The sequence below is a fragment of the Micromonospora sp. SCSIO 07396 genome (assembly GCF_053667945.1).
In genome coordinates this window covers 4,370,692-4,383,526 of the sequence record NZ_CM132210.1, presented here as the reverse complement: position 1 = coordinate 4,383,526, position 12,835 = coordinate 4,370,692, and the positions used below count along the sequence as shown (strand labels likewise).

General features: G+C 70.0%; 15 protein-coding genes, 1 tRNA gene and 1 CRISPR repeat array (1 of these 17 cut by a window edge). Of the genes, 4 read left to right on the top strand and 12 right to left on the bottom strand.

The genetic code is table 11. From position 1 onward, the window contains the following. Nucleotides 1-21 precede the first annotated feature (21 nt). Nucleotides 22-453, bottom strand: coding sequence for an SsgA family sporulation/cell division regulator (locus tag ACWCHM_RS18640; protein WP_053653619.1), 432 nt, complete (start codon nt 451-453; stop codon nt 22-24). Between the two features lie 293 nt (nt 454-746). On the opposite strand from ACWCHM_RS18640, the gene ACWCHM_RS18635 reads away from it, so the two are divergent. Both ACWCHM_RS18635 and ACWCHM_RS18630 read left to right on the top strand, forming a co-directional pair. Then, nucleotides 747-1,379, top strand: a complete 633-nt coding sequence (locus ACWCHM_RS18635; RefSeq protein WP_204957175.1) for a TIGR02611 family protein — start codon at nt 747-749, stop codon at nt 1,377-1,379. Between the two features lie 56 nt (nt 1,380-1,435). Next, a tRNA-Val gene (locus ACWCHM_RS18630) sits at nt 1,436-1,507 on the top strand. Nucleotides 1,508-1,566: 59 nt separating this feature from the next. Here ACWCHM_RS18630 and ACWCHM_RS18625 read toward each other — a convergent pair. The 11 genes from ACWCHM_RS18625 to ACWCHM_RS18575 form a co-directional block, all read right to left on the bottom strand. Then, nucleotides 1,567-2,658, bottom strand: coding sequence for a tyrosine-type recombinase/integrase (locus ACWCHM_RS18625; protein WP_454219187.1), 1,092 nt, complete (start codon nt 2,656-2,658; stop codon nt 1,567-1,569). Further along, the gene (locus ACWCHM_RS18620) at nt 2,658-2,852 is read right to left on the bottom strand and encodes a helix-turn-helix domain-containing protein (protein WP_454219186.1); all 195 of its coding nucleotides are present in this window, start codon (nt 2,850-2,852) and stop codon (nt 2,658-2,660) included. Before ACWCHM_RS18620 ends, ACWCHM_RS18625 begins: the two co-directional genes overlap by 1 nt. 85 nt (nt 2,853-2,937) lie before the next feature. Then, entirely contained in the window at nt 2,938-4,668 is a 1,731-nt protein-coding gene (locus ACWCHM_RS18615; RefSeq protein WP_454219185.1) for a replication initiator, read from the bottom strand. A gap of 77 nt (nt 4,669-4,745) precedes the next feature. After that, nucleotides 4,746-5,180 carry a hypothetical protein gene (locus ACWCHM_RS18610; protein ID WP_454219184.1) on the bottom strand — a complete coding sequence of 145 codons (435 nt, stop codon included), beginning with the start codon at nt 5,178-5,180 and terminating at the stop codon, nt 4,746-4,748. After that, nucleotides 5,177-5,788, bottom strand: a complete 612-nt coding sequence (locus ACWCHM_RS18605; protein WP_454219183.1) for a hypothetical protein — start codon at nt 5,786-5,788, stop codon at nt 5,177-5,179. The genes ACWCHM_RS18610 and ACWCHM_RS18605 overlap by 4 nt, the downstream gene beginning before the upstream one ends. Next, entirely contained in the window at nt 5,773-6,312 is a 540-nt protein-coding gene (locus ACWCHM_RS18600) for a hypothetical protein (protein WP_454219181.1), read from the bottom strand. Before ACWCHM_RS18600 ends, ACWCHM_RS18605 begins: the two co-directional genes overlap by 16 nt. 40 nt (nt 6,313-6,352) lie before the next feature. Further along, complete coding sequence (locus tag ACWCHM_RS18595) at nt 6,353-6,634, bottom strand: hypothetical protein (protein WP_454219180.1); 282 nt, start codon at nt 6,632-6,634, stop codon at nt 6,353-6,355. Beyond that, nucleotides 6,631-6,819, bottom strand: a complete 189-nt coding sequence (locus tag ACWCHM_RS18590; RefSeq protein WP_454219178.1) for a hypothetical protein — start codon at nt 6,817-6,819, stop codon at nt 6,631-6,633. The genes ACWCHM_RS18595 and ACWCHM_RS18590 overlap by 4 nt, the downstream gene beginning before the upstream one ends. Nucleotides 6,820-6,844: 25 nt before the next feature. Beyond that, entirely contained in the window at nt 6,845-7,153 is a 309-nt protein-coding gene (locus ACWCHM_RS18585) for a spread protein (protein WP_454219176.1), read from the bottom strand. After that, nucleotides 7,150-8,829, bottom strand: coding sequence for an FtsK/SpoIIIE domain-containing protein (locus tag ACWCHM_RS18580; protein ID WP_454219174.1), 1,680 nt, complete (start codon nt 8,827-8,829; stop codon nt 7,150-7,152). The genes ACWCHM_RS18585 and ACWCHM_RS18580 overlap by 4 nt, the downstream gene beginning before the upstream one ends. Before the next feature lie 221 nt (nt 8,830-9,050). Further along, nucleotides 9,051-9,449 carry a transcriptional regulator gene (locus ACWCHM_RS18575; RefSeq protein WP_454219172.1) on the bottom strand — a complete coding sequence of 133 codons (399 nt, stop codon included), beginning with the start codon at nt 9,447-9,449 and terminating at the stop codon, nt 9,051-9,053. Nucleotides 9,450-9,649: 200 nt separating this feature from the next. Between ACWCHM_RS18575 and ACWCHM_RS18570 the strand changes: the two genes are divergently transcribed. Together ACWCHM_RS18570 and ACWCHM_RS18565 are read left to right on the top strand one after the other, a co-directional pair. Beyond that, nucleotides 9,650-10,504 carry an AAA family ATPase gene (locus tag ACWCHM_RS18570; RefSeq protein WP_454219170.1) on the top strand — a complete coding sequence of 285 codons (855 nt, stop codon included), beginning with the start codon at nt 9,650-9,652 and terminating at the stop codon, nt 10,502-10,504. Continuing rightward, the gene (locus ACWCHM_RS18565) at nt 10,504-11,055 is read left to right on the top strand and encodes a kinase (protein ID WP_454219168.1); all 552 of its coding nucleotides are present in this window, start codon (nt 10,504-10,506) and stop codon (nt 11,053-11,055) included. The genes ACWCHM_RS18570 and ACWCHM_RS18565 overlap by 1 nt, the downstream gene beginning before the upstream one ends. 995 nt (nt 11,056-12,050) lie before the next feature. Next, nucleotides 12,051-12,835: a CRISPR direct-repeat array (repeat unit 28 nt; unit sequence CTGTTCCCCGCGCATGCGGGGGTGATCC) (it continues 951 nt past the right edge of the window).

Here is a 12,835-nt window from a genome sequence, read left to right as displayed (position 1 = left end):
CGCGGCTCCGGGGCAGACTGGTCAGCGACCGGCGAGCAGCCGGGTCACCGCCGTGTCGACGTCCAGGTGCTCGGCCTCCCGGCCGCGCGGGACGACGACGTAGGTCCGGCGCAGGAAGCGCACCAGCACGCTGCGCGGGACCTCGAACAGGGCGTTGCCGTCGGGCGACGACAGGGCCAGCGCGACGAAGTCGCCGCGCGGGGTGGCCCAGGGCCAGACCCGCACGTCGCCGATGCCCGCCGGCTCGTCGAGGCCGGTAACCAGCAGTTCGCGGGCGAACGACCAGCTCACCGCCTCGCCGCCGGCCGATTCGGCGTGGAACAGGACATGGACCGCATACGGGTCAGCAGGGTCGTAACGCAGGCTGGCACGCACCGGCAAGGCGGTGGCGTCAGGCGCGACGAGCCTTAGCGACGTCTCGACCTCTACGGTCGTCGGTCGGATGACACTCATGGACGTTCTCCCCCCGGCACCGCTGCGGAACGCGCGTGTCCCGCTTTTCCCATACTCAGGCGCTACTGCTGGCTACGCTCCGCCATACGCTGACTTCACCCAGTGGTGGGAAGGGGGTCCGAATCGCCGCGAGAATGTGAGAATTCTTGTAGGATTTCCGGTTCTGCCCAGTCGGGAGCCCGTCCGAAGTCGGGTGGTTCAGTCGTCGACTTACTCCGGTAACGTCCAGTGGTCTGCGCAAGTGACGGGCCGGGACGACACTGGGGGGTGAAATGGCCGCGAAGCGTTCCTCAATGGATGCGGTGAGTAGGGCCGAGTCACCGAAAGTAGGGGCCCGGGCAGCCAAAAGGCGGGGTGACAGGGTGCCGATCAAGCCACCGGACCGAGACGGTCGGACGACCTCCGACGCCGGTCGTGCCGGCCGGGTCACCGGCGCACCCCGCAACTCCCGCGGCCGGGCCCGACCGGCCAACGGACGCGCCCGCGGTGGGGGAGGTCGATCCGGCCGGACCGCCCTCGCCGCCCGTCCCACCGGCTGGCGCTGGCGGGTACGCACCACCCTCGACCTGATCCGGGCCAACCCCACCGGCCGCGTCGCCCTCAAGATATTCATCGCGGTCGCCGGGGCGCTCGTGGTTACCGTCGGCATCGCCCTGATCCCGTTGCCCGGCCCCGGCTGGCTGATCGTCATCGCCGGCCTCGCCATCTGGGCCGTCGAGTTCCACTGGGCCCGCCGGCTGCTCGGCTTCACCCGCCGCCACGTGCACGCCTGGACCCGGTGGGCCGCCACCCGCTCCCTGGCCGTGCGGTTCCTGCTCGGCTCCGTCGGCCTGGTCTTCGTCGCGGTGGTGCTCTGGCTCTCGCTCAAGTACAGCCTCGGCATCGACCTCGTCGCCCAACTGCTGCGTTACCTCGCCACGACCTGACCGGCACCCCGGGTTTTTGGCTCCGCCGCACGATCGGGTAGAGTCAACGGCGCTGAGGGCGATTAGCTCAGTGGGAGAGCGCTTCGTTCACACCGAAGAGGTCGCTGGTTCGATACCAGCATCGCCCACCCTCGATATACAAAGCTCAGGGCCCCTCGATTGAGGGGCCCTGAGTCGTTTCTGTCGATCAATGCTGGCCGGGAGGCAGCGAGAAGGCAGCGAACGAAGCCAGCACCCGGCGGTCACGTTCGCCGGTGGAGTGCGTGTACCGGTTCAGCGTGGTGGATGTCTGCTCGTGTCCCATCACCTTGGCGACGTCGTTGATCGGGACGCCGTCGGAGACGAGCCACGTCGCGTACGAGTGGCGTAGGTCGTGGAACCGCAGCCCGATCGGAAGGCCGGCCCGCTGTAGCGATGGCTTCCACACCCGAGCGCGGAACGTGCCGCGCCGAATGGCCTCCCCGGTCCGAGTGACGAAGATCAGACCATCAGTACCTGGGTCGACCGTGCGGCGATGCTCGGTCAGCGCCTGGACGACGAACGGCGGCAGCGGAACCGTCCGGCGGCCAGCCCGTGACTTCGGATACGGCTTGAGGCTGACGTGCCCGGAGACCTCCTCGGCCACCCGGACGACGCGAACGACGGCGGCGTCCAGGTCGACGGCGTCCCAGCGAAGTCCGGCGCATTCTCCCCATCGGAGTCCGGTGCCGGCGGCGAAGGCGACCAGGGCGCGGTACCGATCGGGCATGGCAGGCAGCAGCTTGCCGAACAGTTCCGGGCGGGAAATGACCTGGTCGTCAGTGTCCAGCCGCCGACGCGGAGGCAGGCGGACACCCTCGCAGGGGTTGAACCCGATGAGCCGGTCACGAACGGCCGTGCGCAGGACACCGGAGGCCAGGCGGTAGCACTCTCGTACCGTGGCGGGGGAGAGCCGTTCCCCGAGGCCGGTAACCCAGCCCTGCACGGCCGAGTGCTCGACCTTCGCCAGCGGAACCGTGCCCCAACGCGGGATGACGTGGTTGCGCATGATCGAGGCGTCGCGGGCGGCGGTGGCCTTCTCGTCGTTTCGGTTGGCAAGCCACTTGTCGGCATACTCGGCGAAGTGGAGCCGGCCGGCGTCGGGCGCGACGTACGTTCCCCGATTCAGCGCGGATTCAACCTCGGCCAGAAAGGCGTTGGCTTCCTTCTTCGTGCGGAAGGTCTTCGACTTCTGCTTGCCAGCCGGATCACGCCAGCAGGCCCGTTGACGGCCAGCGGGAGTCTTACGAACGAAGCCCATCAGGCGCACCCCTCCGAATCCGTGCCGTCAAGCCAGGAGTGGAAACGGTTCTTCGGGATCACCCACCGGCCGCCGAGCTTGCGCGCAGGGATCTCGCCCTCACGCACCAGGGCGTAGGTGCTACCGAGCGACAACGAGAGCAACCGGGACACCTCCCGGACGGTGTAGACAGCACGACTGTCAGAGGCCCGCACCAGACGACCAGACACGGCGGAATCGCCGGCCACCGAGCGCGGGCGGGGAACGAGAGACAAGACGGGTTCCACGGTGTTCCTCCGGTCAGGGCGTGGGGACGGACAGGGGGGCCGCCGAAGGGCAAGCAGCGTCAGCGGCTCTGGCCTTGGCGGCGTTGAGGGCGGCTTTCCATTGGGCGCGTTGGGATAGGGCTTTGAGGAGGCGGTGTTGTAGGGGTGGGATGTCGGGGTCGTCGGGTCGGGCGAGTTCCCAGGCGTAGGCGGGTGGGTCGCCGGGTCCGGCGGTCGGGGCTTCCTCGGCGGGGGTGGTGACGCCGAGGAGGTTGCGGACCCAGGCCCGAGCATCGGCCCGGTGGTCAGCGAGGGTCTTTCCCGACCAGTCGCGGGAGACGAGGATGCGGCGCCCGCCGATGCCGAGGGTTGCTCGCTGGTGGACCTTGCCTTTGCAGCGTCCCGCTTGCAGCCGGCCGTGTGCCTTCTTCGGCTGGACGCCGTAGATGAGCCAGTTCGCGCAGCGTTCGTTGCAGGGGGTGACCCGGAGTTGCTGCCAGAGCCGGTCGTGGTGCTGCCGTTGCCGGTCGGTCGTCGCGGTGTGGCAGTCGGCGGCGGACTTGGTGATGTACTTCGTGATGTAGCCGATGGTGCGGTTGGCGTGGACGGTGCCGGGGGTGACGCCTTCGGCGCGGACCTGCACACCGAAGCGGGCAACGTGAACCGGGGTGGCGTCGGGGTCGGCGTCGACCTGGTCCAGGGCGTCGGTCCAGGACGGCAGCGGCGTGCGGGTGTCGGGGTCGACCCACGCGTTGTGGTCGTTGTCCCAGACGGGCAGCCGGTCGAGGGTGTACACGGGTTCGTCGGCGGGGGGCCACCACACCTGGTGGTAGGTGGCGGCGGCGACCTGCTTGAGCATGGCGCGGGGGATGGTGCCCCGGATGGCGAAGTGCGCGTGCGGGGCGAGTCGGCGTTGGGGTTCGACGCAGCCGGCGTATTGGATGTTCCAGCCGGCGCAGCGGCGCAGGTTTTGCCAGAACCGGTCGAGGAGTCGGGGGAAGTGCACGGCGTCCCAGGCGGCCCGCCGGTAGTCGTAGGTGTCGGGGTCGACGGGGGTGCCGTCGGGTAGGACGCGGCCGTAGCTGTCGAGGGTGAGGGTCAGCCACATCGACGGCCGATGCTCGGTGCCGTCGGGGGCGGTGTAGACGCGGCCGACGGTGCGGGGTTCGACCTTCTTGCGGGGTAGGTCGGGTGCGTCCTGGCGGCGGCGGGTGGAGCGCTTGCGGCGGGGACCGGTGTCGTCTTCGTTGTCGGGTTCGTGGGTGGGGGCTACCTGGCCGCGGAGTCCTTCGGCGGCGATGGCTTCTTCTACCTCACAGATCGCGTCGTCGACGTCGGCAACCTGGTCGTGCTGGGCGGCACGGGAGGCGTCGTCGCGGGCGAACTCCAGATGCGCCCGCAGCAGGATCAGTTCCCGCTGAGCATCGGTGGCCGGTGCGGGTGCGGGGGCGGGTTCGTCGGTACGGTGCCAGCCTTCCCGGATCTGGGTACGCCGCAGCCGCAGGGCGCGTTGCGCGCAGGGCGGGCATTTGTCGTCGCGGGTCGACCCGCAGGGCAGGTCCACCACTTCGGTCTGCCCGGTGTGCAGGTCGGTGCGGCGCAGGGTGACCGGGTGCAGGCACACGCCGTACTCAGCGGCCATTTCCTTGAGGACCTGACGCGACATCGGCAGCGCCATCCGCGCGGCACGGGTGCCGGACGCGGGCGGGGTGTCGGCGGGTACGGGAGTGTCGGGGGCGAGGCCGGGCAGGGTCGGAGCGGTCATCGGGTCACCTCCGGAATTCGGGCCGTGCCGGTGGCCCACCCGGGCGCAGGGGTGGGCCACCGGTGGTGGTTGGTGGGTCAGTGGCCGCAGCCGGGGCAGTGCAGGCCGGGGCAGCAGCGGCCCGACCGGCGCAGCAGCAGGACGAGGACCAGGGCGACGACGGCGGCACCGGCGATGAGCGGGAAGACGGCCCGGATGGCGTGGAGGAGCTGCACGGCGAGATAGCCGACCCCGGCCAGCACGGCGACGCCGGGAACGGTGGCGGCGGCGATGACGTGGCCGCGCCGGAGTCGGCGGATCGGGGCGGGGGCGGGGGTGGTGGTGTCGAGGAACCTGACGGTGACGGCGACCCGGCTACTGCCGGGGATCTGCTGGGGGTGGGTCATGGACAGCAGTCGTCCGGAGTCGCGGACCAGGGCGACGGTCGCGGCGACTTCCGCCGGGGTGCCGACGACGCGACGCACGAGGGCGGCCGGCCGGTTCGGGATGCGGGTGAGGCGGGTGTGGGTCATCGGATCACCTCGGAGGTGAAGACCTGCCCGTTGCGGGGGATCTGGACGACGGACGAGATCAGCGCCGAGCGGACCGGAGCCGGGTCCGGGGCCGGCGGGGTGGGCGGGACGTAGACAGGTGCCGGGGTGACGGGCAGGTCGACCGGGTCCAGGTCGACAACGTCCTCAGCCGGCGGGATCGGTGCCGGTTCCGGGGCGGGGGTGGGGGTGGGGGTGCCGCTGGTGAGGAGGAGTTTGGACAGGGCGAGGAACGCCAGCGCGGGCACCGACGACAGCAGTCGTGAGGAGAAGCTGTCGTTGGCGACGGCGATCTGTGCGGCCAGGGACAGGGCGACGGCGGCGAGGAGGATCGTCAGGGGGTAGACGACGGAGGCGTTCGGGTTGTGGCGTCGGCGTCGGCGGATGACGAGGAGTGCGGCGGCGGGGGTGAGTTCGGAGATGACGGCGTTGGACCAGCCGAACCACTGTCCGGTGCCGGTGGGGGCGTGGTGCATGGTCCAGTCCTTGACGTGGGTGAACGAGGCGGCACCGGCCATGCCCCCGACGGCCAGGAGGATGACGACCAGGGCGACGGCTTCCAGCCGCTCCGGGTTCAGGACGCGGCGCATCGGGTCACCTCTCCGGGGGAAGTGCGCGGGGCGGGGTTCAGTCCACGGGTCAGGTAGTAGGCGGCGAGGTCCGATGTCGTGCCGGGGGCGGGTTCGACGTTGGTGCGGCCTTCGTCGTCGATGACGAGCCAGGCGCAGGGCTCGCAGCGGGGAGCGCCGTCGTGCCAGTGGGTGGCGGGTCGGGGGCAGGCCGGGGTGAGGCAGCGCACCGGCCCGGTGTGCGGCGGGAGTGCGGCGGTCGGGGCAGGGACCGGGGCGGTGTCGGCACGGCCAGCCGCAGGAGCCGGGGTGGTCGGGGTGGTGGGGGTGGGGTGGAGCCAGGCGCGGAGGTTGCGGAGGTAGATCGCGCCGTAGACGAAGCAGGAGACGAGGAAGCCCCACTGTTCGGTGATGAGGGAGTAGGCGAGCCAGAGGGTTTGGCCGGCGAGTCCGACGGCCCAGCCGGTCCAGGAGCGGCGGCCGGCGAGGTAGAGGCCGGTCACGCCGACGGCCATGAGGAGCCAGGACCAGACCTGTGGGTTCATCGGGTGCCTCCTTGCGCGGGTCGGGGTCGGGGATCGGTGGTCACCACAGGGCCTGTTCGCGGTAGCCGTCGGGCAGGGCCATGCCGGGGCGTCGGGCAGGGCGTCGTGCCGGCGGGGTCGGGTCGGCTGGTGGGGTGCGGCGGACGTTGCGGATGTCGGTTTCGACCTCGGTGCCGTCGGGCAGGCGCAGTAGGACGCGGCTGGTGGTGGTCATCCGGGTGACTTCGCAGGCCGGACGCCGGTAGGCGGCGGTGGGGGCGGTCATCAGGGTGGGAACCAGCCACACTTCCTGGCCGGGTTGGTAGGCGTCGGCGGTGTTCATGCCGCCCACCCCCACGCTTCGGCGTCTTCGGCGGCGATCTCGGCGTGCTGCTGGAGCGCGGCGGCGACGAGGCCGTCAAGGATCGGGTCGGGGGCGCAGTAGGGGCAGGTCTGGTCGGGGTCGGTGTGGTGCAGGTCGAGGCAGGTCCGGCGGATCGGCCGGCGGGCCAGGCGACGAGTACGCATCGGGCGCTCCAAGGCGGGTGGAGGGTCAGCGGGTGGTGGGGGTGACGTGGACGCGAATCCACTCCGGCGGTTCACCGGTCGACGCGACCGCTTCGGACAGGCAGCGCCACAGCGCCCACGCCTCCGACGGGGTGAGGTACATGCGGCGGCGTCCGGCACCGACGGCGACGTACAGGTCAGCGTCGGGGGTGACCCGGACGGTGACCGGGACCGAGGTCTTGTCGACATGCGGGGCACGCAGCCGGTAGAAGCGGCGCGGTTCAGGGGTGTCGTCGGGCTGGTCGGCGTAAGGCATCGGGACCGGCGGCGAGTCGGGCACCTCGTGGTGGGTCATCGGGGATCACTCCCGTTCGCGGTGTCGAGGTCCAGGGCGTGAAGCAGCGACGGCGGCAGCAGCGGCGCGGCCTGCTTCGGTGGGGTCGGCCGGTAGGTGCTCCGCCCATTGCCGGTGGTGCGGGTGGGCTTGGGCTGCGGCGGGATCACCACGGGTTCCGGCTGCGTGTCGGCCGGGGCGGGGAACGTGGCGGCCAGGTCGCGGATGGCGTCGTCGGTGAGGAAGGAGAACCGGACCCGGGCGGGTTCGGGCTGACCGTCGAGGAGCACGTACGCGACGCCCTTAGCCGAGAGGGGGATTTGGTCGGCGAGGGCTCCCCGGTCGCGGGCACCGTCACCGAGCAGGAGATCGACGTGACCGCGCTCAGTCAGGCCGAGAGCGATGCGGGTGGGGAAGAAGTCCCGCACGGTCACGATCTCTTTGCGGGGGTCCTGGGTGGCAGCGACGACCAGGACACCGAGGCCGGCACCCTGCGTCAGCAGCAACCCCAGGGCCTGAGTAACGCGGTGGCGGATGTCGCTGTCGGGCAGGAACGCCAGCAACGCGGCCAACTCGTCGATGACGATCACAATCAGCGGCTCATCAACGGTCGGCGTGTGAACCCGAACCTTGCCCCGCAGCACCTGTTGCCGGGCGCGCATCCGGGCGACCGCATCGTCCAGGAGATCGGCCATGCGGGTCCAATCGTCATCGACGTACCGGGAGAACAACGGCCGACCGATGGACAGCTCCATGCCGCCCTTCGGGTCGATCGCCCACACCCGCACCAACCCCGACCGGATACCCGCAGCCAGCGCACGCAGCAGGGACCAGATCACCGAGCCCTTGCCCATCCGCGTCGCCCCGCCGATCAGGACGTGGGTGGCCAGGAGGCGTAGGGAGTAGACGGCGAGGTCTTCCCGCAGACCCATCGGCAGCGCGGCGAAGTCCGGGCGAGCCGGGACGGGCAGCGGCGCGACGATGCGGGTCAGGGGGTCGCGGCGGATGAACACCAACCACACCTGCCGAGGCCGGTCACGGAACCGGACCCGGTCGACCAGGCGCAGCAGCCAGGCCAGCCGCCCGGACCGGTGCGGAGGTGCCTGACGGCGGCCGGTGAACACCCGGCAATGACGGGTACCGAACGAGTAGGCCAGGTCGCGGGCAGCTTTGTGGTAGACCTCCGGGTTCTGGCCCCGAGGCATCCGCACCACCAGCTCATCCGTGGCATACGTGCAGCGCACCGACAGCAGACGGGGAAGCTTCTCCCCACCGTCGTACTTCTTCACCAGGCCACACAGGGACATGACCTCGTGCCACTGACGCCGATACACCCACAGCCGCCGCCAGCAGGACACGCCCCGCAGGACGATCAGGCGGTGGAACGAGTCCCGGCCACGCCACCACCACACACCGCCGGCAACGGCAACGACGATGAGGACCAGGAGGTGAGGCCACAAACCGTGGGAGCGGTAGACGTCGACAGCGACAAGGGCCAGGGCGACGGCAGGCCAGGCCCGCCAATGCCGCACCGACGCCACACCCAGCCGCACGACCAACACGGCGAGACGAGCCAGCAGGAACAGAGCGGTGACGGTCCAGACCAGGGGCCACGGGGCGGTGATCTGGAACCGGCGGAAGTTGACCAGCGGGGCGCGCATCACGCCACCGCCGCACGGGCACGCTGCGCGGTCCACGCCTCAGCGCACACCTTGTGCACCGGCTTACCCGCCGGGCTACGACAGATCGCAGGCTTACCGCAGATGACACACGGAGCGGACTCGCCGGCACCACCGGTGCGCGTCCAGTCCAGGAACATTGGCATGATGAACCTGCCCTTCCAGGCCGAGAGGGTTGGAGGGCAGCGGGGCGGTCAGGCTTCCTACGGCATTCAGACCGCCCCGCGCCACAACTGAGATCAGGCAGCCGCCTTGCGCGTCTCCGCGAGGGTCTTCGGCGCGACCAGCGCGGTCGCCCGGAACGAGTACGCCAGCCGGTTGTTGTTGCCCACGTACGGCGTCACCGTCAGGTTCTCGAACTCCACCGGCTGGAACGGACCCACCGGCGGCACCGGCTGGTGGTCGGCCAGGATCTTGATCGACACCTCACGCGACCGCGACCCCAACTCCGGGTCCATGTCCATCACCCGGCACTGCCACACCCGCTGACCCGTCACCTTGTCCTTCGACGGGGTCCGCTGCCGGGTCGCCTCGTTGAAGTCCTGTGCCTCCGCGATCGAGTCCGGCACGAACACACACCCGTGCGGAAAGACCGCCTCGAACGGGACCGTGAAGCGGGCCCCACCCCTGAGCGCCATGGTGTTCTCCTTCGCTGCTGCGACGTGACCGGCTACCCGGTCGCTGTGATGTAGATAACCTAACAACTGATATGACTCCACGTCAACTGTTAGGTTAGAAGTTCCTGCACAGCGTCACTGACCAGTCAGAATCCCTCTCATCTGTTAGGTGGCTGGTAGCCTGCAAGCGGCACCAGTCGCTCACCAGGCAGGGAGTACCGATGAGCTCTCCCCGGAACCGGGCCGACCGGCCGGAGTCGCTGCATCAGCAGGTCGCACGGAACATCCGCAACGAGGTCGAGGCGGGACGTCTGGTGCACGGCACCGCCCTGCCGTCGACCCGGAAGCTTGCGGAGGAGTGGGGCGTCAGCGTCTTCACGATCACCGAGGCGATGAAGGTGTTGGCCGATGAGGGATTGGTCATCAACGAGTCGCGTTCCAAGCGGGTGGTCCACGCGCCCGACCAGACACGGCGTAGTGAGGTTCGACCCCAGCGCCCGCGCGTCGTCCTGATCGGCGGTTACGCCGGCAGCGGCAAGACCGAGTTGGGGCGCATCCTCGCCCGCGAGACGGGTTGGCCGATGCTCGACAAGGACACGTTGACGCGGCCGGTGGTCGAGGCAGCGCTAGAGACGCTGGGCCAGTCGCCGCATGATCGTGAGTCCGACACCTACCTGAACGCGATCCGTCCTCGTGAGTACGAAGCCCTCCAGGACGCAGCGAACGAGAACGTCCAGTGCGGCAACAGCGTGATCGTGACCGCGCCCTTCATCCGGGAGTTCGGCGACCCCGCCTGGATGGCACGAACCCGGGCGTTCTACGAGGCCGCGAAGGCGGACACGGTCGTGGTCTGGGTGTACTGCGACGCCGACACGATGCTGACGTACGTCCGCCGTCGCGGTGCCGCGCGGGACACCTTCAAGCTTGCCAACTGGGCCGGCTACCTCGACGCCGTCAACCTCGACTTCCGCCCGACCGACGCGCACATCGTGGTGGATAACTGCGCGTCAAGCCGCCCATTGCAGGAGCAAGCGAAGGAACTGGTGAAGGGAATCCTCGCGGACGAGGCGCTGTGATGCACGGCGTGATCCTCTACGGGCCGCCGGCGGCAGGCAAGGACACCGTCACCGCAGCACTGCACGCCCTCGATACCCGGTACTCGCTGTTCCAGCGGCTGAAAGCGGGACCAGGGCGCACGACGGGCTATCGCATGACCAGCGAAGCGACCTTGGATGAGCTGGACCGGAACGGTGATGTCGTCTGGGAGAACGGCCGGTACGGCGCGCGGTACGTCGTTGACCGACCGTCGCTCATCGAAGGACTCTCGACAGGGGTGCCCGTCGTACATCTGGGCCAACGACCTGCTGTCGACGCCGTCACCGCAGCCGTGCCCGACGCCCGGTGGTGCGTGGTCTATCTCTGGTGTCCCCGAGAGGTGGCAGTTCAGCGGATCATCGCCAGGCGCACCGGAGACACCGAGGCCCGCATCCGCGCTTGGGACGGCACCGAGCCGCTAGCCGAGAGCGACCTCACCCTGAACACTGCCGACGTTCCACCACGCGTGGCCGCCGAGCTGATCCACCATCACGTCCTGGTCGACGACCAGTCGACAGTGTTCCGGGACTGACGGCTGATCCTGGCCGTCCTCGAAGAGAGGAGGGCGGGAGAAGCAGGGTGGGACCGGAGGCGCGGGGACAGCGTCAATCGACATCACGGGCGGCAGACCGGTTCGGGCTGACCAGGTCGACGTTCTAGGGCAGCTCACGCCGGACGGATGGACGCGAACGCGGGTCGGGTTGCGCAGTCGTTGCGGGTGGGAGACGCCGGGTGGTTGGTGTCGTCGTGCCCGTCCGGGTTGGCTCGGAGCTTGCGGTGATCTGTTGCCGAATTGGCCTGTACTAGATCAAGCGCGCTCCGCGCGGCGCGGGCCGGGCGCGGTAACCGGCTCCTGCGGAGCCGCCGCCCCGCCCGCCTTCGGCGGCGGGGCGGAAAGTCAGCCGGCCCGAAGCCCACGCCCGCCCCGCGCGTCACCCCCTGGTTCCGTGAAGGGAACCGGTGACGAGTCCCGAAGACCACCGGGACCAGGACGACAACCCCGATCCTCCCGGCGGTCTTCCACCACGTGACGTCTCACCTCGGACCGGTCGCCGGCCGGTCGGACGGAGTTGCCGAACGGAATCCGTCGGGCCGCTCACGAGTCCGGGGTGGGGAAGGGGTGGAGGTGGGAAAGGGTGCGGCGGGGTGGTGGCGGGGTTGGGGTCAGAGATTGTGCCTCCGGCGGGGGCCAGACGACTCCGGGATGGAGTTGCCGAACGTTGCGGTGGGTGGGTGGTGGGGGTGGGATGCCATCCCGCCAGCCACCGACCCAGGCAGAGCCGAGCAGATCAGGGCCAGGGCGACAAGGTCGTTCGTCCGGTAGGGCGCTCCACCTTGTCGCCCTGGCCCTGACCTGCTCCACGGTGTGTGGGTCGGCGGCAGACGGGATGGCATCGGGTGAGGGGTGCGCTGGTGCGGCGAGTCGGCGGTACCGTGTCAGCAGCAGGCGGCAAAGCGGGAAGGATCTTGGGTGGGGAAGTGAACGAAATCGGCGCTGTTGATCTTTAGTGGCCCAGGTCAAGAAGTCTGTTCCCCGCGCATGCGGGGGTGATCCGGGCATTCTGCCCCGCCCTGACGCGCTCAATGCCTGTTCCCCGCGCATGCGGGGGTGATCCCGACCTGATCGCCGCCGAGCAGTGGGCTGCCTTCTGTTCCCCGCGCATGCGGGGGTGATCCCGGGATGTCGTCGTTGTACGGGGAGCCCGTGGCCTGTTCCCCGCGCATGCGGGGGTGATCCCCCGTGCCAGCCCGAGCCCGCCGGTGACCGCCACTGTTCCCCGCGCATGCGGGGGTGATCCCGACTACCTCCTGGTCGAGGTGTGCCCGCCGGCCTGTTCCCCGCGCATGCGGGGGTGATCCGAAGCGGCTACAGCGGCGCGTCGGGGTTATTCCCTGTTCCCCGCGCATGCGGGGGTGATCCTCCCGGTCATCGAATCGGGACCGCTGGAACAGGCTGTTCCCCGCGCATGCGGGGGTGATCCCGGCATGCGGGCCGTCTCCCCGATGTACCCGAGCTGTTCCCCGCGCATGCGGGGGTGATCCCGGCGGCGACGGCTGGGCCTGGACGGGGATGACCTGTTCCCCGCGCATGCGGGGGTGATCCTGGGCGGAGCGCCCACCGGCCGGAATCCGGTGACTGTTCCCCGCGCATGCGGGGGTGATCCCTGGACCGCATCGCCGGGCAGTGGCCGACCACCCTGTTCCCCGCGCATGCGGGGGTGATCCAAGCCGAGGCTCATTCGTGCGGCCACGCTTCAACTGTTCCCCGCGCATGCGGGGGTGATCCCGTTCCCAGGTACGCCTGACTGCCC